Below are 20,755 nucleotides of genomic sequence, written 5' to 3' on the forward strand. Positions count from 1 at the left end.
AATTAAGCCTAATTCTAAGCCTGTTCCAATAGAACATCATAGTTGTACGCTAATTGCTTGACCAACGAAACCAGCAAAAACTTCCTCATCGTCAGTCACCTCACATGCATACATTAATCGTGAGTCTCGTTGAAAAACAAGCGACCAAATGCAACAACACTGCAAACTTCCATAGCTAGTTGCCACTTGCCAGACATGTGACCCCATCAAGCTCGGCACCAACATGAGCACACGGACTCGATCAAGTGATAGCCATCGTTAGTCCTGCAAGTTATCGCCATCCCCAAGGATCTTGCCGCCAGCTCAAGAGGTCTTCTCTTTCTTCAGCCGTTACCAGTCTGCCCTCTTCTGCTTGCTCAAGCAAGGTAGAGTAATTGGTTAACGTGACTAAGGGTAAGTTAGCCTTTTCGAAATTAGTTTGACCTTCTGGAAGTTCATAACTAAAAATAGCCGCTATTCCCAACACAGCATAACCTTCATTACGCAAGGTTTCTGCTGCTTTTATTACACTTCCACCTGTTGAAATTAAATCGTCGATGAGGACGACACTTGCGCCTTTTTCAAGATACCCCTCCACTTGTTTTCCTCGTCCATGGTCTTTGGGCGCAGATCTTACATAGCACAAAGGAAGCCCCAGACGATCAGCAACACTAGTTGCGTGTGGGATACCGGCAGTCACCACCCCTCCTATTGCGTCAACTGTGGGATAGCTTTCAATAATCAATCGTGCTAGCCCACTGGCAATCCGAGCCCTCACTTCTGGGTAACCAATTGTCAACCGATTATCAGTGTAGATCGGAGACTTAATTCCACTGACCCACTGAAAGGGTTTATTAGGCGATAAGGTAACAGCTTTGATGGCAAGCAGGTCTTGCGCAATTTGCTTCCTAATGTTCACTGGTACTCCTGTTCAAATTCGAACTTGACTTGTTGATATGCTTTCAAGGGATTTGCTGCTTTAGTAATGGAACGTCCCACCACAATTCCATTGCTCCCCTGCTCTGCTGCTTGTTGGGGGGTAACTACACGAGCTTGATCATCTGTTGCATCACTCAGTAAACGAATTCCAGGGTTAATAGTCAAAAAACCCTCCGGCGTCTGCTGATGAATTGCAGGGGCTTCGAGTGCTGAACTGATGACACCATCTGCCCCAGATTCCGCAGCTAGCTGCGCCAGGTGCACCACTGAATCAACCATTGAAGTCTGATTATTTTGGAGGGTCTCATGCATGGCAGACTCGGTCATAGAGGTAAGTTGCGTTACAGCTAGCAACTTCGGTTTTTCAATTCCTGCCTCATGAGCCCCATCCAATAAGCCCGTCTTGGCAGCTGTAATCATGTGAGCTCCTCCGAGACCAGTTACAGTTGTTAATTCAACCCCGAGTCTCCCGATTTGCGCCATCGCCTGCTGCACAGTATGCGGTATATCATATAACTTTAGATCGAGAAATACATGTAATCCCCGTTCACGCAAGCTCCTAATGAGCGCAGGTCCTTCTCCATAGAACAACTCCATTCCGACCTTCACCCACAGATTTTCTTGTGTCGTAAAGTGCTCAAGAAACTCATTGGTCTGTGCTGCGCTCGCAAAATCTAGCGCAATAATAACGGGCTTTTCCATCGTTCCCCTTCTGTTTTCAAAAAAGAACTCTGACAATCCCGCTGTCAAAGTTCTCATAGTGTTATCGTATCACCTTAACCGCAGGGGATTAGTCAGGTGGCCTTTACTCTTATTTGGCTGAGGACAGGAATTTATTCTCTGGCGTGCATGAATCCTGTTCGCTGACGATCTCTAAAAGTACCTATCCATCGTGTTAGCACTTATCAAACTCCAAAGAGAGTAGTACTGATCCCGCTTTTTCGATAACTCATAGTGAAGGATCACTGCACTGCACTCCACGCCTACGCGAAGGCAGCCAATACGTCAGACAGCACTACTGCAAAAGCAATTACAATATATGCTCTATTTTTCACGATATTGCTTTGACAACAAAATGCGCCTACCACCCTTTTAAGGAGGACGGTAGGCGCAATATAATTCGATTTACTCAGGCTAGAGCACCCATTGGATCCCATGCAGGGAGCATGATCGCTGGCTCGTCGAAAGCCTTGCGATACTCCTCAGGCAGCATGGACTTAGGTACAGCCACCTCGTAGACATACTGGGTGAACCAGTCATCACTCATTGCAAAGTAACCCTTGTCAGCAATGTCGCTACCCCAAGAGTTCTCTACTTTCCAACGGTTGGTCGTCTGACCATCATCTGCCACATCGACACCCACGAACGCCATAGCATGATTCATAGCTGACTCGCCAAAGCGTACCCGCTGTTCCTTATCCAGGTCAAAGTCCACATCGTAGACCCTTCCGTATTCGAAGAGGTCGGTCGCCCACTTGCCTTCCTTGCGATCCATCATCGGATGGCAGTCAGCACCAAACCAAACTGGCAGTCCCTGCTCAGTCATAATCTTACGGGCGCAATCCTTCATAAACTGCGCAGGCACATTCAGATATTCAGTAGGATCTCCACCAGCCACGTTTCCTAAGTGCTCGATAGCGATCTTCTTCCCTTTTGGATGCTCACGGCGAGGATCATCAATCAGGCAAACATAGTCTTCTAATCCTGCGCTGACATACTTCTGCCAGAACTCCTGAGGTGTAATCTGTCCATCACGGTGGAAGTTGCCATCCTTATCGGTCCACTCCCAGTCGAAAGCAGTAGGGGGTGTGCCAAGGTGGATGGTCAAAATTCGATGACCGGCAGCTGTGTAGTCGCTGATAATTTGTTCAATGGAACCGGGGTCAGCAACCATATGGGCTACAGCCTGATGCAGAAGAGAACGTAGCTGAGAATTCATCTGGCTAGTATTCTGCGAAGAAGCAGTCTCAGGGAAATACTGCTTAGGTACTGCACCATACTTCTTGTATAGATTCATAGCCATGATCCACTGTCCGCCATCACCCATCACATCGGAGAGTAGGAACTGCATGAGCTGTGAATCCACTGGCTCACCAGCACGAACTAGAGCGGCCATATCCTGAAGGAAGTAATTAACTCGCTCCAACTTGTCATAGTACATGGCATAGTTTTGTGAAAATTCGAAGTCACCGGCAGGATTCGAAGGACTGTTGGTATCGATGTTGAGAGCTTTACGGGCCACAAAACGAGCCACATTCAAAGAACTAAAAAGCCAGCAACGGCCAGAATGAGCCTGAGATGTTACCTTGCCATTGTCTACTGTAACCGAAAAACGATGCTGCAACAGGCGTGAGCGATCATAATTATGGGCTACTGGATCAATACCAGAGCTAGTGACCGCATTCATAGCCAGACGGTTAGCTTCTCTCTTGTCAAAATTACTACGAAGTTCCTGGAGTGCTGACGATGATAATGGATTCAATTGAACTGTCATATACCTAACTTTCCTGTATTCAAGACCGATGTTAATGATCCAGACGTAATCCTTGCTTCTAGAGACTACCCACCGGAATCAAGCAAGATAAACTCTTAATCCGAGAGCTTAGCCCATCTCATGCTTCTATTGTTGCCAGCGAAGCATTATTCTTCATGTGCTTTGCTGCGCTGAATAATCTGAGTTGGAGCAGAAGTGCTGTGATCATGATTATCTTGCTCGCTGTGCTGAGTAGTTTGCGTGGGAGGGGGAACCGGACTTGCGGACTTAAGAGCACCTGGAGCAGGAACTGGAACAGGTTCCTGCTCTTGCTCTTCTTCCTCTTCCTGTTTGTCGGCAGGCGCATCAAATTCTGTTTTATCTTCAACCACTGGTGTAGAACCGCGCTCCCCACTCTGAGTGAGGTCACTGTCCAGCTGGTCCAAACTTCCGAAAGAATGGGAGAAGATGGAACGTAACTGATCAACCCTCGCAGTGATATCAGCCTCACGGCGTTGAAGCTTGCTAATCTGTTCTTGAAGATTGTCTAATTCGTTCTGAGCTGCCTGCCTACGGTTTTCAATCTCTTCTTTAGCTTGCTTATGGCTCTCATCCAAGATTTGGGCAGCCTTTTCTTCGGCTTCCTTCCTCTTAGATGCAGCAAAGTCATCAGCTTCCTTGCGAGTCTTCTTGGCTTGCTCGATGAGTTGTTCACTCTCTTCTTCAGTACGTTTGCGACGGTCTTCCAGCCCTTTGAGCAGCTCATTTACCTTAGCGGTTGCCTCATCCTGTTGGATAGCAATCTGCTCTCGCACTTCCTGAACTTCGCTACTCACTTGTGCTTTTGTGTTTGCGCTACTTACATTGGCATCATCGATAATTTTCTGAGCCTGCGTCTTAGCTTTATCAGTAATGTCTGCTGCTTGACGCTGAGCTTCCGTCAGCATCTTGGAAACCTGCTCACGCACCGTCGATAGCTTTTTGTTAGCTTCTTCTAGAGCCTTCTGAATCTGATCATTGGAATCACTCTTGATCTTTGCTAATTCATCGTTAGCACTCTGTCGTTGCTGTGCGATTTTCTGAGTAGTCTGAGCGACAGTTTCAGTAATCTTGCGCTCGTGTTCAGCCTTTTCGGCAGCTAGTTTCTTTTCTTGTTCTTCTCGCGTGTTTTTGAGTTCGAGCTGTAAAGCTTGACGCTGTTCTTCAGCTTGCTTCTGAGCGGAAGCCTTAAGCTGGTCTGCTTGTTGGCGGGCTGTAGTAGTGAGCGTACGGGCTTGGTCATCCGCAGTCTCTAAGACTGAACCAGCCTTAGCTTTGGCCTCATCAATAATTCTCTGAGCATCAATATGCGCATCTTTAACTAGTGTCGATGCCTTTTCTTGAGCAGAAGTTCTAGTGGCTGCCGCGTCCTGCTTAGCTCGTTCTAAGAGCTCGGAAGAAGTCTGTTCTGCAGATGCCAGCAACTGCTGAGCATTAGCACCGAGTGAGGCAAAGGCGCCTTGCCCAGGAGCCGACTTTTTCTGCCTCTCCTCCTGTAGCTGAGCTTCGAGCTTGAGAATTCTTCCATCATCACTCTTTATTTGCTGGCGCAACCGTGCTAAGTTGCCTTGCAACGCGCTTAGCGCTTCATCTACTTTGTCCTTATCGTACCCTCGTAATACGACGGGAAACTGATCGTCCGCCATGCTCTCACTCCTCTTTGCCACACATTGATGATCTCATTTGTCATCCGGCGGGCTTAGTGTCCAAACAAATGACTTTTATGTCATTCTACTCTATAGTCACAACACAGTAGGTGTCCACGTATCCCACTGCGTCTTCACAACTGATACCATCCTACGTACAAGTAAACAATCATGTCAGGCAATCAGCATGTCGCAAGAAGAAGGCTGAATATAGTAGCGGACAGCTTCCCTAACAACATCTTGTCCCGCCTGGATTTGTTGTTCCAAGGGCAAACCTAGATTACGTTGATTGGTTGCCGTTGCATCCACAACAGGCGGCAGACTCACAAAACCAGCAAGCACATCTGGATGTGCTTTAGCCCAGTTCAGAATTGAATAAAATACAGCATTGCACACATAGGTACCTGCGTCTGAACTCAAGGTTGCTGCTATGCCATGCTGAGAAAAAGCGTGCAAGATAGAACGTAAAGGCAGACGAGTCCAGTAAGCTGCCGGACCTTTTGAATCGATAGGTTCGCCGTTGGATGTCAACGACCGCTCTGCCGACTCACCTTCTTGAGTGGTGTCTTTGATATTGACCGCACAACGTTCCATGGCAATACTGCGAGCCCGACGCTTCAAGCCCGTAGAAATAACAATGTTGGGTTGAAATTCCTCTATAGCCTGATGGAGAATAGGCCAAGCTTGCTCAAAAGATACAGGAAGTGCCACAGCTTTAATCTGCATACTCAGCCTATCTAGAGGGTCTTCGCCCTTTACTGAGTCATGCGATGGCGTTATGCCACGCTCAGCTAGAGCACGGGCTACTTCCATTGAGGGATTGACCTGCACTCCCTCATAATGGTCGTACCCTGAAATAATGACGTTGATCTTCTCCATACATTTACCTTAGTCCTGCTGCATTACACGATTCAATAAAGCGCTCATACTATATCGTTCGAACTATGAGAGCCAGCATTCGTCCTTCTCTTGGCTTGCTGGATAATGATGCCCTACGATGGGAATACCACAAAGGATTTTCTAAGGTACACTGAGGATGATTGAGCTGACGAATGCGCTCAACCAATCGTGAGCCTTCACCATCCTGTTCACACAGGCGTTCTAGCTCCTCATCTTCTTGCAAGTATTGGGTGGCCGCAGCAATGCGAGAGCATGAGTCAACCAGATGAACAACCCCAACATCAGCAAGCGCCTGCTTAGCAGCTGCCACAATATCGACTCCTAGACCACCAAAACGGGTCTCACCAACAGTATCGGGAAAATGTTGTGCAAATGCCTGTGATGTCTTCTCTCCCAGCTCATAGCAGTCTGCACAAATAGCAGGGCCTAAGGTTGCCACAATGGTATCAATCTGGGCGCCCTTATCTACCATGAGATTGACTGTGGAGCGAATGATGCCCGCTTCTAGACCCTTACGCCCACAATGGGCAGCTGCAATAATTCCCCGTTCGGAGTCAGCCAAGAGAACAGGCAGGCAATCAGCAGCAAAAACACCTAGTGCTATGTGGGTTTGAGTAGATACCAGACCATCAGCTTCTTGGGTAGCTAGTTCGCTTACAGAGCCGATAACGGAATCGACATCCACCGCCTTAGCTGAATGCACTTGGTTGACCAGGGCTAGTGGAGCACCTACAGCATGTTCCAACGCAGACCTGTTACTTCGTACAGCCAAGGAATCGTCTCCACTGAACTCAGATAGGTTCAGAGAAGCAAAGTCACCTATTGAGCTGCCACCAAGACGTGTGGTATATACCACTTGCACTCCTGGCGCCAGATCAATTGGTATGGTGACAGGGATCGGAAGACCTTCGCGATCATGATGAGGGACAGCAGTGCTATCTACCAGCTCATATTCATCAGTCCACTGTTCAAAACTATCTTTTCCTGGTAGATGTGTCACTGTTGTCCCTTCACTAAGGTTTGTCTTTTGTTCAGCCTAATAAAGCTAGTTCCTCGGCACTCAACTCTAATTCACCAGCCTGAAGGGAATCTAAGATTGTTTGCGGCCGATGAGCACCTGGCAGCACAAACACATGATCTCCCTGAGCAAGTTCCCAGGCTAACACAACCTCTTGGTAAGAAACGTTGTGAGCCTGAGCTACCTGACGGAAAGAATCAAATTTGGTATCGTCCTTGGGCCGGCGGAAACCGCCTAGAGGGCTCCACACCACGAAACTTAATCCCGTCTCCTGCGTGTGCTTAATAGTATCGCGCGAATCAAGGAAAATGGGAGAAAACTGATTTTGAACCGCTGTAAGATCAGCACCTATGATTCCCCGCGCTAAGTCGATTTGTTCTACCGTCACGTTGGAAATACCAATTTCTTTGGCTACACCTTCTTTTACCAGCTCAGCCATCGCTTCTATAGATTCCTGATAGGGAACCTTCGGGTCAGGTCTGTGCATGTACAACAAGTCAATAGCATCGACACCTAATGCCCTAGCTGACTCCTTAGCCCTTTTGATGAGATTTTCTGGTCTACCATCCACTCCCCAAGTCGGTTTACCGTCGGTAAAGTTTCGATAATGACCTACCTTGGTAGCCACTAAGACTTCTGTCTTAGGACCCTTCCACGAAGCTAACGCTTCACGGACTAGATTTTCATTCGTTTGCTCAGGGCCTCCCGACTCATAGTAAGACCAAGCAGTATCTAGATGCCGACACCCAGCGTCTAAAGCATCATGAATAGTCTGAACCGCAAGTTCTCTACTTGGCTTGCCTTCGATAGACAAACCCATACAGCCCAAACCAACAGCCGTTGTTTCATACGATCCTAAGGTTCTAGATAAAAGTGTCATCAATCTTCCTTCCTACGCTTTATGTTCACCACACTTTGTTGTACCAATGTCAACGTTCAATCACCACCGAAGGAACCGCCACCGGAACCACCGAAGGAGCCATCAAAACCGCCACCGGAAAAGCTACCGTCGGAATCAGATGAAATCCCACTGGCACTGATTGCTGTTTCAATCTCAAAACAACTAGAAGCTAACTCACTGCCGATATCAGAAAAGTCTGAAATAAACACCTGCTGCGAACTTTCAAAACCTCCGGATCCTAGGTCTTGCCAACCTCCTTCAAATCCGTACGGTCGATAGGACATGTAGATAAGAGGATAGCTAGTATTGCTATCCAACCAGCTGCTGTCTGTCACTTGAGGATAGGCCTGAGCTAGCTGCTCCATAGCCTTCTTACTGATCCCCATAGCAGCTGCATACACCAAATAACTGCCCCATAGTGTTAAATCAGTAACCCCTCTATCTGTGAAAGAAGAAAAATCAGTGAGATATTGATGGAGTCCTATAATCTTCCCAGCTTGCTCTTGACCGTCCACAGTCAAGACATCAGACGAACCGTAACTCAGACAAAAAACGACACAAGCAATCACGACAGCAGCCAACACACATCCTACCAGCAAAAGGCCCTTATGCGAAGCATGTATGACAAGACCAAAGGCCACAATGACTGCCAAAATACTTATCACCACTCTCAGAGAAGCATGCCTTAACACTAGAAAACCTGACTCTGAAGCTACAGCATCATCAAAGCTCTGTTTCAACTTCACACTTGAAGCATCGTCTTTAAACGTCTCCTTCACTTGAATCAAATCAAAAGTAGAAGATTCAAGCTTGCCAGACACTGCTAGCAACATATCTAGGGCTGCTTGTTCACTTCGACTCACATCCAGTGAACCGTTGTCAGCATGGGCCAGAGGGAGAATGACTATAGTTGAGGTTTTCTCTGAAGATTCATCTACGTCCTTTACGTCCTTCTGCTTGCGCAAAATCTGCCCTAAATCGCTGGTACCCATATGAGAGGGGTCACAGTCCTGATAAAGCGAAGCTGGCCCTGGATAGATCGCAATTGCTCTTTTGTTGGCCAAAGAAAGGATCGTAGCAGCCATTTGACGTGACTGGGACTGTCCCATACCAGCAAATAAAACTTCACTCAAAACAGCAGTAGCCGCTGGAGTGATTCCTGGAATTTCCCTCCAATATACGGCATCACCATGATATCGAGATTTGTTGTATGACGAGAAAGCACTAATTATCAATACGATAGCAAAAACTATTGTAATAACAGACAGTACGATAAAAGTCTGCATTTTTTCACGCGCTTTTGCGAGATTTTCCATCCGCGAACGAAGTTCATCAGATCTCTCAGATGCTTCTATGCCATCTTTGGCTTCATGTGGATTGACACGTGCAACATTCGGCGTAAGACTCTTATCCATATACACGTTGACATCTAAGTGTTGTTCTGGTTGTACAGGACCAGCTTCGAAGTGAAGGGTTCCGTCTGCATCACGCCAATTGTTGGATGGACCATTAAAATGAAGCCAAGCCTTCGAATTTTCACGATTGGTATTCTTTGGCAGGCGAATGACACCGCTTACCCGACGAATGAGAGTTTCATTTTGACCCCCAATAGGCTCCCATTCAAAGTTTGAGACATCATTGTATGCCGTTGTTACACCGTGCATAGTCATCTCTATCTCAAAGACCCTGCTATCCGCTTCTACGGTTTCCGGAATATTCCAACCTATTTCAAGAAGACAACTCTGCTCATCCGGAGCGCACCCAGCCGGTGAGCTCTCGTCTGTGCTACTTTTAGGAGTCGCTGGATCATATTCATAATCTATATAATCGTCGGAATACTGCGCAGGATATTGCTCAACTATGGCGGCATACCAATGGTTGGCTCGAACACGATTCCAATCAATAAAATTCCTGGCAATGTCCGGTGAGAGAGCTGTGGTGGGTTGATATTCCGTGCCCTGCGTGAGATCACGAACTGAGATATCTGATATACCTGTCAGATCTGAAGAGTCTAACCTATACTGTTGATACAACCTCCGCCATGTTTTATCGCCGCCGTTAGTGTCCTTCCGGGCCCGCAACTTGATATCGACTTTCTGCTTAACTCGTAGATCTCCATTCGGTAAGACCTGCATATCATAATGAAGATCGTTGTATACCAGATTAGGTTGTTTAAAATGCCCAAAGCTAACTACGAAAAAAACAAATACACCGATTGCCAACAGCACACTCAGCAGCAGCGACATACAAAAACGACGGGTAGACCACCAATACCGGCCTTTAGAGGAAACAGCTTGCGTGGGAGTACCGCTGTCGGAATGTCTGATTACGGCTTCTTGCTCTTCAATTCCTTGTTGTCCGTCTGAGTTACTCACCGCCATCCCCTTACAACATTTGTGCTCCTATAGCCGACTGGCGCATATTCGCATTAGACCTGTTCTCCCTACATGCACTACTTCACTATTTACTGAAATCTACCTTTGGAACTTCTTTTGCCTCTGGCTCCGCTTCGAAATACTGGGCCTGCTCAAAGTGGAAGATCCCAGCGATAATATTGCTGGGAACCTGCTGAATTCGAGTATTGTACTTCTGAACCACATCATTGTAGAACTGACGAGCGTAGGCAATCTTCTGTTCCAAGTCGGAAAGTTGAGACTGAAGGTTCATGAAATTCTCGTTCGCTTTTAAATCTGGATAGGCTTCAACCGTAGCTAACAGGTTAAACAGAGCGCTACTAAGCTTATTTTCCGCCAAAGAACGTTGGGCCAAAGATGAAGATCCCGAGGATGAAGAAGGAGCCGTAGCTGCCTGAACAGCGCCAGCACGAGCTTGAGTCACAGCAGCAAGAGTACTGGACTCATGGCCCGCATACCCCTTAACTGTTTCTACAAGGTTGGGGACCAAATCAGCACGTTGTTTTAATAGCACATCAATTTGAGACCAACCATTGTGCACACGATTTTTCAAACTAATAAAACCGTTGTATGCACTAATTCCCCAAAGAACTAGCAACACAATGAGACCCACAATAACAACCAGAACTATAAGTAGCGTCGACATGAATATATTATCCCACACTCTTATTTCAGATTCATACAGACGCAAAATACATTGAGCGGTTCCGACCAATTAATCGGAACCGCTCAATGTAGTACAAGTTGCGGTAGCAAGCACTATGAATCGTTACTGCTTGCTACAAGGAACTTTAGTCCTCAGTGTCAAAGGGATTGAAGTCCCTGCGAACACGGCGACGAGGACGTTCAGAACGCTCTTCACGTGTTGCCTCATATTCGTCGTAATGCTCATCAGCTGCATAGCGTGGATTTTCTCTACGTCCACGATAACCACCACGTCCAGCATTAGAACGATCTCGACGGCGGTCACCACCCCGACGCTCACCGCGCTCACGAGTATTAGACCGCTCTCCGCGGTTACGGCTTGCTCGATCGTCACGATTATAGTCACGGTCTTCACGACGGCGACGAGGATGAGCAAACTCGTTTTCTGAATCAAAGTTATCTTCGATATCAGCCAGCGGAGCATCATCCTCGTAACGGTTTGATCGCTCAGAGCTACGAGAACGGCCGCGTTCGCGGTCACGCCGATCATAGCGGCCACCCCTATCGCGATCGTGATCACGATGCCCGGTCCTATCAGAATGCTCATGGCTGTTGTGCGTATTAGAATCCTGATCCTCAAAACCAGGAACAGCTAATGAGATCTTGCCGCGATCGTCCACACCTTGGACAACGACCTGAACTTCATCTCCTTCTTGGAGCACGTCTTCAACTGCGTCGATACGCTCACCATTAGCTAAGTTACGGATCTGCGAGATATGCAGCAGACCGTCAGCTCCTGGAGTCAGATTAATGAAAGCACCAAAGCTTGTCGTCTTAACAACTTTACCGTTGAAGGTCTCACCGGCTTCAGGCATATGGGGATTAACAATCTGTTCGATGGTCTCCTTGGCCTTCTCCGCAGCCTCTCCACCCTCAGATGAAATGTAGATAGTTCCGTCATCCTCAATAGAGACTTCAGCACCGGTGTCTTCCTGGATTTGGTTGATCATCTTACCCTTAGGGCCTATGACCGCACCGATCTTATCGACAGGAACAGAAGTGGTGATGATTCGAGGAGCGAGAGGGCTCATCTCAGCTGGCTCGTCTATGCATTCGTTAATCACTTCAAGAATGGTCGTACGAGCTTCCTTGGCTTGCTGCAAGGCGCCTGCCAAAATATCTGCAGGAATACCATCAAGCTTTGTGTCTAGCTGAAGGGCAGTAATGAACTCGGCAGTACCAGCTACCTTGAAGTCCATATCTCCGAAAGCATCTTCAGCGCCCAAAATGTCGGTCAGAGTCTTGTAGGTAGGCCTACCATCGACCTCTCCAGTGACCAGACCCATAGCAATACCAGCAACTGGGGCCTTGATTGGTACACCGGCAGCAAGCAGGGAAAGCGTAGAAGCACAGACTGACCCCATTGAAGTGGAACCGTTAGAACCAATGGCTTCAGATACCTGTCGAACTGCATAGGGGAAGTCTTCGCGACTCGGCAGCACAGGAATCAAAGCGCGTTCAGCTAAGTTGCCATGTCCGATTTCACGACGCTTCGGAGAGCCCAAGCGGCCAGTCTCTCCAGTGGAATATGGAGGCATCTCATAATCATGCATGTAGCGACGGGTTGCTGGGCCCGAGAGAGCATCCACTGTCTGCTCCATCTTGAGCATGTTCAGTGTAGTGATTCCTAAGACCTGGGTCTCTCCTCGCTGGAAGAGAGCGGAACCATGGACCCGTGGAATAACATCTACTTCAGCTGACAGTGTGCGAATATCGCGCAAACCACGACCATCGATACGATAATCCTGAGTCAGAATACGACGACGAACGATGTGACGTTGCAGCTCTTTAAAGGCATTACCGAGCTCCTTGTCTTTTTCGTTTTCTTCCATGTCACTGAATTCATCGGATAAGGTCTCACGAACCTTTTCCTTGATCTCATGAATACGATCTTGCCGGGGTAGTTTCTCTGCTATAGAGAGGGCTTCATCAAGATCTGTGTGGGCAATCTGATCAACCCTTGCATACAATTCATCGGTATATTCGGGGAAGAGTTGGAATTCTTTGGTTGGCTTAGCTGCCTGAGCTTTGAGGTCATTTTGAGCTTGGCAAAGAACCTTTATGAAGGACTTCGCAGCTTCAAGACCATCAGCAACCACTGACTCATCAGGCTTAATCTGGCCTTCGTTGTAGATGAGCTCCCAAGCATTTTTGCCAGCGCCAGCCTCAATCATAGCGATAGCAACATCGCCACCTTCGATTACTCGCCCTGCTACAACTAACTCGAAAACAGCACGATCGCGCTCACTCCAACGGGGGAACGCTACCCACTGTCCGTCAATTAACGCTAAACGCAGACCTGAAACAGGACCTTCAAACGGAAGACCAGAAATCATAGTGGACGCAGATGCTGCGTTCAAAGCCAAAACATCGTATGCATCTTCAGGATTGAGAGCCAGCACAGTCTCAACAACCTGAACTTCGTTGCGGAAGGTGTGAGGGAAGAGCGGACGCAAGGGGCGGTCTATCAAACGGCAGGCGAGAACAGCCTCAGTCGAGGGGCGGCCTTCACGGCGGAAGAAGGAGCCAGGGATTTTACCCGCTGCATACATCTTTTCTTCAACATCTACAGTCAGCGGGAAGAAATCGTAATTCTCCTTGGGACTGGAACCAGCTGTGGTGGTCGAAAGAACCATCGAATCATCATCTAAATAAGCGGCTACTGCCCCATCCGCCTGCTGGGCGAGACGACCTGTCTCGAAGCGCACCACGCGCTTGCCAAATGATCCATTATCTATAATGGCTTCTACAGCCTTTATTTCGGGACCCTCCATAGGGTTCCTCCTTTGTTACTTCTAATTATCTGTTTCCTACTACTTCATTCATCCTCATACATGCTGGACGCAATATACCTGATTGCAATCGTGTGCTAGTCATCCTCATACGTAGCAGTGTTGCAACGTGTTTCAACGGCCTAGCAATACTAGGCACTCTGCGCCTTCCGGGCGCTATCCCTCAACACGTCTCTTCTGTTCACTGTTTCATTATGTTCCATTAGTCAGCATGCAAAAGCGCCCGAGCACGAAGCCCGGGCGGAAGTTTACTAGTGGCGCAATCCTAGACGCTCGACCAAAGAGCGGTAGCGCGCAATGTCTACCTTCTTCAAATAGTCCAGCAGACGGCGACGGCGGCCAACCATAAGAAGCAAACCGCGACGAGAATGATGGTCGTGCTGGTGAGTCTTCAAATGCTCGGTGAGGTCTGAAATACGCTTGCTCAAGAGGGCAACCTGAACTTCAGGGGAACCCGTGTCGCCTTCGTGCGTCGCATATTCAGCAACAATCTTATTCTTTTCTTCTGTCGTCAGTGCCACGACTTCTCCTTATGCTCGTTGCGCGGTGCCACAGCCCTACGCTGAAGCGCTCTCTATCCGCGGGCGAGTTCACGCCAAGTTTCAATTGTACACCGCTCCCCTGTCATGAGATAGGGAGTTTTGCGAGATATACGCAAAACTCAGTTACTAAAAGTATTTTGTAACAGCTACGTCCTTTGATGAACTCAAATGGGAAGCAAGAACTGAAGTCATTGCAGTCAACACCTAGGAGATAAGGTTAATAAATGGTATATAGGTATATACAGAATTTGTCGAATATAGTACCGTTGATATTGGTCGATAAAGGCACAGAAAAGACGCCAGACATGGTTGGGATATTGGAAATTTCTCTACAGTCTCGCTGACTGAATGATTAACGCACCAACCAAGGCAAAGCTATCAGCAGCATAATCTGCGCTTATATCTGCATGGAAACCAGCTACTGAAGCCGATATGGGGGTAATGACGAAATCGTGAGCACCCAACTAGACAGGCCGAGTATAGAGTAGACGCTAGTGACCAGTTCTATCTTCAATCGATCACCGAAAATACCGATCGTTGCTCTACTAATGACGGAGACTTAGCATGATACCAGAAACGACTAGAGCGCCCTCTTTAAGAGTCAAAACACGCAATACCAGTAGGTTGTTTTATTATAAAAGTTTGCGCATTTGCTAACTGTAAGCAAATGCGCAAACACAATCCCCACAGGTGCGGGGAACACTTCACCTAAAGGAAATATTCCATTAAGTACAAAGGATCATCCCCGCGGGTGCGGGGAACACTAGCTTGGATGCTGACACCATGTGCAACAGCTAGGATCATCCCCGCGGGTGCGGGGAACACAGCGTCAATAATAATAGTGCTTGTAGCTGGTTGGGATCATCCCCGCGGGTGCGGGGAACACTCCTGATATCCCAAGACCCACCAAAATACCCCGGGATCATCCCCGCGGGTGCGGGGAACACATAAAGGGTTGGAAATTTGCGCAGTCTAAGGGGGGATCATCCCCGCGGGTGCGGGGAACACTGGTGACCTTTTGCTACTTGGCTCTCGTCCAAGGGATCATCCCCGCGGGTGCGGGGAACACCAGAAAAAAAAGAAAGAGTTGTTGTAGATGAAGGGATCATCCCCGCGGGTGCGGGGAACACACTTAACAAAGTTAATAATACCGCGGATCATGAATTTCGTTTAAACGATTTTTTATCAGTTTGATCAATATGGTACAAATATCCATTTATCTCAGCTTACAAAGATGTATAAACCTACAAAAACATATGTAATTCTCAATCTCATATCAACACAGGGGTGCTTATTACTACACAAAAACACAGAAGACTACCCATAACTGCTATTACATACTCCATCCAACAATAAAAACAGTATGACTGAGACGAACAGAATTACATATGTGGAGCGGATGACGGGAATCGAACCCGCGTAATCAGTTTGGAAGACTGAGGCTCTACCATTGAGCTACATCCGCGAAGCAAGTGCTCGCTAAAAAGCATAACACAGTCCCCTCCCCTTCCGCATCAATCTTGCATGGCGCGTCTAAAAGTTTCTACTGTCTGCAACAGTCAAAGCCAAATATTTCATGTGCACAAAAATGCTAACCTACCTCACCCCAGCAAGGAGAGAATGTCATCTTTTGTGAGCGAGGAAATAGTTGGAGCACCAGAGGAAGATGCCGAATCAACGAATCGTGCGGCCAGATCAGATTTGGACTGTTGCAGGCTCAAAATACGCTCCTCTATAGTGTCTTGAGCAACAATTTGGTAAACGTTGACATCCTGTTCCTGCCCTATGCGGTGAGCTCGGTCGTTGGCCTGTTCTTGAGCAGCCGCATTCCACCAGGGATCAGCATGAACTACAACACACGCACCTGTCAGATTCAGCCCAGTATTACCAGCCTTGAGAGAAATCAGGAAAACGGGAGTGTCATCTGAATTAAAGCTGTCGACCAATTCTAAACGCTTTTTCTTAGGCGTTGCTCCGGTGATGACGTTATATGTGACACCACGCAACCGCAGGCGTTCAGCTATGAGTTCCAGGTATGAAGTGAACTGAGAGAAAATCAGCATCTTTCGTCCAGCATCTTGGCAGGATTCCACTAGTTCTTCGATAGCATCCAATTTTGCTGATGGGATCTGCTGGGCAGACCTTGCCGATTTCTGGGCTTGAGCTGTTAACTCTTCTCTTGCAATGCTCTCAATTTCAGCTGGTTTCCCAAACGTCTTCGGACTATTAGCCGCTTGAGCTATAACCTTTGCCGCTTGAGGAACTCCTTCTCCTACATTATCAAACAGCAAACGCGGGTCACAGCAGGCCTGACGCAAACGGGTCAGTTGAGCCAATACCTGCAACTTCTCATTCTTAAAATCGACATCCTTTTGCTTGTTGAGCGTCAGCCTGAGTTTCTGCTCAAGTGCCGCATAAATCCGCCTCTGTTCGCCTTGTAACTGCACAGTAATAACGTTTTCGATCTTGTCAGGAAGATCCTTTAGCACATCTGCCTTACGCCTGCGTAGAATAAAGGGCCCAACAAATGCTTGAAGTTTACTCTCTGCGTTCTGGTCACCACTCAGAATCGGTAGTTCGAAACGCTCTCTAAAACGCCTATACGACCCCAATATGCCAGGCATAAGGAAGTCGAAAATGGACCACAGCTCTGACAAACGATTTTCTATAGGTGTGCCCGTTAAGGCAAACCGATGATGAGCTTGCAATTTACGTACAGCCTGGGCAGCTTTGGTTGCATGATTCTTAATATATTGAGCCTCATCAAGGGTCACACAATAAAAATGTATGTGCCCATAGTCTCCTATGTCCCTGCGCAAGAGATCGTAAGATGTGATGAGAAGGTCATAACCGGTGGCTTGGGAGACAATCTTACGTCTCTCGGCTTTGTTACCAGCAACGGTAGCAACCCTGAGATCTGGCACAAACTTCTGGCATTCAGCTGCCCAATTGTAGACAAGAGAAGCAGGGCACACAATGAGGCTGGGACCCTGTTGACGGGCCGGTTTGAGTTGAGAAGCAAGGAAAGAAAGTAGCTGAACAGTCTTTCCCAATCCCATCTCATCAGCCAAAATTCCCCCAAACCCTTTGTCACAGGCTGCGCTCAGCCAACGGAAACCTTCCTCCTGATAGGGCCGTAGAACACCCCTTAGTCCTTCTGGAAGCTGGTAGCGGGAAGGATCAACTGTTTGCAAATTGTTGATGTAATCCTTGAATGCTTCATCCTTGTGGTCCTCTTCTACTTGAGCATCCCAATAATAAGCCTCATAGGCTGGTACGGTGATAGGACCAGATTCCAAATCGCGAGCAGGAATACCCATGTCTGCTTCAACTTCATCCAAGACAGACACATCAGTACGAGTTAAATCTACAAAAGCACCATTGCGCAGCCGATGGAACCGTTGACGTTTGCGGTAGCTCTCCAACAAGGCCGGCACCTCTTGAGGGTCGATTTCGTCCGCAACCGGCGATATCTCGACCAAACCCGAAGCAATCGACAAACCCAATTTGACGGTGGTGTGAGTGTCTAAGGTCAATCCATCAAAAGCAGGTGTTGCATATACTTCACCTAGGCTACGCAGAACTGGCAAACCTTCAGTAAGAAGCCTATAAATAGCTTTGTCATCAGATTCAGCAATTCGGGCAGTGATACCTTCAGGCGTAGGGAAATAGTGACGTAGCGCCTCTACAGCTAGACGTTCAGTTGTTTTATCCCGAATCACCGGTTCATGTGGACCTATGCCGCTGAAAACATGGAAGCGCTGATCACCATACCGTGCTTGTAGATCGCAGGATACTCCTTCACTATCTCGATCAAGATATATCTCAATAACGCAGGGCAGACGGCGCATACTCATCAGTTCTGCCGGCAAAAGAGCAGGTATCCCCCCTTCCGTTCTCGAATGATGGTCAACAGGAGTATGTGCCTCATCATCTTCATCATCGGTCTGAGTCACCTGAGGACTGAGAACGGGGAGTACAGTGCGGGAGAACACTTCCATATCTTCTTGATCAAGGAAGAGTCCTGGCGTATCCTCATTCTCACCTGAAGATGGTCCACAAAGCACTTGAACAAGCTTGTAGTTGTCCGCCAAAGCTTGAGAACATCGATATATGCTGATTTGAGCGCCGTCCAAATAGTTATGGAACTCTGCTGGCCAAGCAACCATAAAAGAAACCCTGTGACCAACAACAAAGCGCTCAACTGTCAAGCGATGATGGATGGCATACCCAGAAATCTGAGCTGGTGCACCGTCAGTGTGAGTTTCTGAGTAAACGGGCTCAATACTCAGCCCTAGATCGGGCTGCATACTACTAACCTGTGCTTGGTGAGCTAATGTGCTCGAACGCCCACCCGGCGCGTAGTCGATACTTATTCCAGTGTCAGTATAAAGATCAAGCACATCACTTACTTCTTCTTCTGACAATGACAGCTGTCCCAAGGCACCGCGATGCTGTCTGTAATAGCCCACCATGCCTTCTTGCCCGCTAGAACGAATCTCCACACCGCGTTGCAAGATATCAAAGAGCTTGAGAGATATGGGGTCGAACGTGTCTCGAGTATGAACAAAGGCCAATTTTTGACCGTAGGCATAGAAGCTTCCCTGGTTTACAGACTCAAGTAAAGCATCAATATCTTTTACCACATAAGAGATATGTCGGGTGGGTACTCCAATATGGAGCCGCAAATCCCAGCTTGAGCCAGAATATGACAAGGTTGGCCTGAGATACACACTCCCAATGGCCAGTCGAGAACGACTAGCATTGGGAGCAACTTCTAAATTGCCACCTGCGGTACCGTTGACTTCTTTGAGCAAGGCCAATTCACGCGCTTTACGCTGACGCTGCGCTTCCCTGCTGGCCTCAAGCATAAAGTCCTGCAAATCGCGAGATGTTGTCCGATGAGCAGTGCTGACCGATTGGCCCGTATGTTCAAAAAGGTCAGGAGACTCGTTATACATCATGATGAGAGCAACAACATGCTTGCATACTGCTCCTAATCTTCCATACGCCGGGCAAGTGCAAAAAGATGAACTGACAGTAGCTGAAGCAATATCTACGTCGGCATTAACCTGATAATCATCCGAAAGCTGATAACTGTTTTCCACTGATCCGCTAAGGTGAAGTTCTCTGCCTTCAGCCCGGCAGGACAGTGAACGCAAGTGCTTAGACTGCACAACTTCGTATGCCCTGTAGTAAGCCCCCCTGCCCAAACGCTTGAGTTCAGCCTCAGAAACTGTTTCTATGCGACCAAAAGCCTTACCTTCTGAATCCACCTCTGCGTAATCGTAGCTATCATCATCAATATCGAATCCCCGTCTATTCTCTCGTCCAGCTCTGGCTCCGTACACAGAAGCGTGCCAATCCAAATTTCCCACCTTTCATTCAATCGCAACCTTTTACATTACCGCGTTTTTATACGCCACGCTTACACAATGGCTCTGAGCGCAAGTTTGTACTCATTGGGTTTGCCAGTGGACAGACAACCAGTGAGTAAGGTACTTGACTATATAGTTGTTGGGAGTACAATAAATCATAGTAAGGTACCTTACCATTGAAGATAATGGTTATGCCGAGAATCATGCATCAAGCTTTTTCAGCACAACTGTACTATCCAAACCCTCAAACGACAGGAGCACACGATGAAAGATTTCTCAGAATCGTACGATCAAACAGATCAAGTGAAGATACAAATTATGGAGCGCTTCCATGAAATTTCACGGTTACTCCGTCTACCCTACAGTAACTATGAACATGATCCATTTACCAATCGTAACCAAATGTCAGCAGACCACAAACAAGCGCACGTTCCTTCATCGCGTTACCGGGGACAAGGGAGAGTGTTAGCAATTTTGGCACTCAAACCAGAGATTGAGCAACGAGATCTTGGGTATATGTTGGGGATGAGCAAACAAGCACTCGGTGAGCTCATCGCAAAACTAGAGCGATCTGGATACGTAACTCGAGAGCCTCATCCAGAAGACCGCCGACGAATGGTAGTACACCTCACCCAAGCCGGCCAACAGCAGGCTGAGAAGCTTAGAGAGCAAAACCCAGACTATGCGGGCATTTTTGATGCGCTGGACTCTGAGGAATTAACTGAACTCAATAGGCTTCTCGAAAAACTTGCAGCCTCCATGGAAGAGCACTTGCCTGAATATCGCGAGCGCCTCGAACAGAGACGTCATACTATTGCTGCATTAATGCACAACCGCCATCATGCCTGCAACCGAGCCCCAATCGATTACTTCCAGCATTATAGGAGAAGTATGGGGCAGGAATCATGGAATTGAAATTGCTAGGTTGCCTGGAGCCACAGCAAAGAAGAGCTTACATGACTCGCCAACTTACGAAAACTCAAATTTTTCTGTAACGTGACAGGCTGTCTTAGTACAGAATATTAGAGG

At 47.7% G+C, this 20,755-nt stretch carries 13 protein-coding genes, 1 tRNA gene and 1 CRISPR repeat array; of the genes, 1 reads left to right on the forward strand and 13 read right to left on the reverse strand.

The features are described 5' to 3' along the window. Positions 1–271: 271 nt before the first annotated feature. The 13 genes from pyrE to BOCO_RS04525 all read right to left on the reverse strand — a co-directional run bounded on the left by pyrE (position 272) and on the right by BOCO_RS04525 (position 19,717). Positions 272–898, reverse strand: a complete 627-nt coding sequence (pyrE, locus tag BOCO_RS04465; protein ID WP_094722848.1) for an orotate phosphoribosyltransferase — start codon at positions 896–898, stop codon at positions 272–274. Then, complete coding sequence (pyrF, locus tag BOCO_RS04470) at positions 895–1,677, reverse strand: orotidine-5'-phosphate decarboxylase (protein ID WP_244568733.1); 783 nt, start codon at positions 1,675–1,677, stop codon at positions 895–897. Before pyrF ends, pyrE begins: the two co-directional genes overlap by 4 nt. Positions 1,678–2,047: 370 nt before the next feature. After that, on the reverse strand, positions 2,048–3,412 hold the full coding sequence (locus BOCO_RS04475; protein ID WP_094722850.1) for a C1 family peptidase: 1,365 nt from the start codon (positions 3,410–3,412) through the stop codon (positions 2,048–2,050). 146 nt (positions 3,413–3,558) lie between these two features. Continuing rightward, positions 3,559–5,076, reverse strand: a complete 1,518-nt coding sequence (locus BOCO_RS04480) for a coiled-coil domain-containing protein (protein ID WP_094722851.1) — start codon at positions 5,074–5,076, stop codon at positions 3,559–3,561. Positions 5,077–5,250: 174 nt separating this feature from the next. Beyond that, positions 5,251–5,955 carry a pyroglutamyl-peptidase I gene (locus tag BOCO_RS04485; protein ID WP_094722852.1) on the reverse strand — a complete coding sequence of 235 codons (705 nt, stop codon included), beginning with the start codon at positions 5,953–5,955 and terminating at the stop codon, positions 5,251–5,253. A gap of 49 nt (positions 5,956–6,004) precedes the next feature. Next, on the reverse strand, positions 6,005–6,922 hold the full coding sequence (locus BOCO_RS04490) for a purine nucleoside phosphorylase YfiH/LACC1 family protein (RefSeq protein ID WP_244568752.1): 918 nt from the start codon (positions 6,920–6,922) through the stop codon (positions 6,005–6,007). Between the two features lie 85 nt (positions 6,923–7,007). Continuing rightward, positions 7,008–7,874: an aldo/keto reductase gene (locus tag BOCO_RS04495; protein ID WP_094722854.1), complete on the reverse strand. Its 867-nt coding sequence runs from the start codon at positions 7,872–7,874 to the stop codon at positions 7,008–7,010. Positions 7,875–7,930: 56 nt separating this feature from the next. Next, positions 7,931–10,270 (reverse strand): DUF2207 domain-containing protein, encoded by a 2,340-nt coding sequence (locus tag BOCO_RS04500; RefSeq protein WP_158520413.1) that lies wholly within the window; start codon positions 10,268–10,270, stop codon positions 7,931–7,933. A gap of 85 nt (positions 10,271–10,355) precedes the next feature. Beyond that, positions 10,356–10,955 carry a LemA family protein gene (locus BOCO_RS04505; protein WP_094722856.1) on the reverse strand — a complete coding sequence of 200 codons (600 nt, stop codon included), beginning with the start codon at positions 10,953–10,955 and terminating at the stop codon, positions 10,356–10,358. Positions 10,956–11,100: 145 nt separating this feature from the next. After that, entirely contained in the window at positions 11,101–13,788 is a 2,688-nt protein-coding gene (locus BOCO_RS04510) for a polyribonucleotide nucleotidyltransferase (protein WP_094722857.1), read from the reverse strand. A gap of 269 nt (positions 13,789–14,057) precedes the next feature. Continuing rightward, positions 14,058–14,327: a 30S ribosomal protein S15 gene (gene rpsO / locus BOCO_RS04515; RefSeq protein ID WP_094722858.1), complete on the reverse strand. Its 270-nt coding sequence runs from the start codon at positions 14,325–14,327 to the stop codon at positions 14,058–14,060. A gap of 756 nt (positions 14,328–15,083) precedes the next feature. Continuing rightward, positions 15,084–15,478: a CRISPR direct-repeat array (repeat unit 29 nt; unit sequence GGGATCATCCCCGCGGGTGCGGGGAACAC). 261 nt (positions 15,479–15,739) lie between these two features. Next, positions 15,740–15,813: transfer RNA gene (locus BOCO_RS04520), tRNA-Gly, on the reverse strand. 136 nt (positions 15,814–15,949) lie between these two features. Continuing rightward, positions 15,950–19,717 (reverse strand): DEAD/DEAH box helicase, encoded by a 3,768-nt coding sequence (locus BOCO_RS04525; RefSeq protein WP_244568734.1) that lies wholly within the window; start codon positions 19,715–19,717, stop codon positions 15,950–15,952. A gap of 273 nt (positions 19,718–19,990) precedes the next feature. On the opposite strand from BOCO_RS04525, the gene BOCO_RS04530 reads away from it, so the two are divergent. Then, positions 19,991–20,641 carry a MarR family winged helix-turn-helix transcriptional regulator gene (locus BOCO_RS04530; protein ID WP_094722859.1) on the forward strand — a complete coding sequence of 217 codons (651 nt, stop codon included), beginning with the start codon at positions 19,991–19,993 and terminating at the stop codon, positions 20,639–20,641. The last annotated feature ends 114 nt before the right edge of the window (positions 20,642–20,755 follow it).

Origin of the sequence: Bombiscardovia coagulans (assembly GCF_002259585.1) — a bacterium.
Lineage (GTDB): Bacteria > Actinomycetota > Actinomycetes > Actinomycetales > Bifidobacteriaceae > Bombiscardovia > Bombiscardovia coagulans.

Coding starts and splice junctions, on each gene's coding strand:
- pyrF (WP_244568733.1), bottom strand. CDS start 1,677: ATGAGAACTTTGACAGCGGGATTGTCAGAGTTCTTTTTTGAAAACAGA.
- BOCO_RS04475 (WP_094722850.1), bottom strand. CDS start 3,412: ATGACAGTTCAATTGAATCCATTATCATCGTCAGCACTCCAGGAACTT.
- BOCO_RS04480 (WP_094722851.1), bottom strand. CDS start 5,076: ATGGCGGACGATCAGTTTCCCGTCGTATTACGAGGGTACGATAAGGAC.
- BOCO_RS04485 (WP_094722852.1), bottom strand. CDS start 5,955: ATGGAGAAGATCAACGTCATTATTTCAGGGTACGACCATTATGAGGGA.
- BOCO_RS04495 (WP_094722854.1), bottom strand. CDS start 7,874: ATGACACTTTTATCTAGAACCTTAGGATCGTATGAAACAACGGCTGTT.
- BOCO_RS04505 (WP_094722856.1), bottom strand. CDS start 10,955: ATGTCGACGCTACTTATAGTTCTGGTTGTTATTGTGGGTCTCATTGTG.
- BOCO_RS04510 (WP_094722857.1), bottom strand. CDS start 13,788: ATGGAGGGTCCCGAAATAAAGGCTGTAGAAGCCATTATAGATAATGGA.
- BOCO_RS04530 (WP_094722859.1), top strand. CDS start 19,991: ATGAAAGATTTCTCAGAATCGTACGATCAAACAGATCAAGTGAAGATA.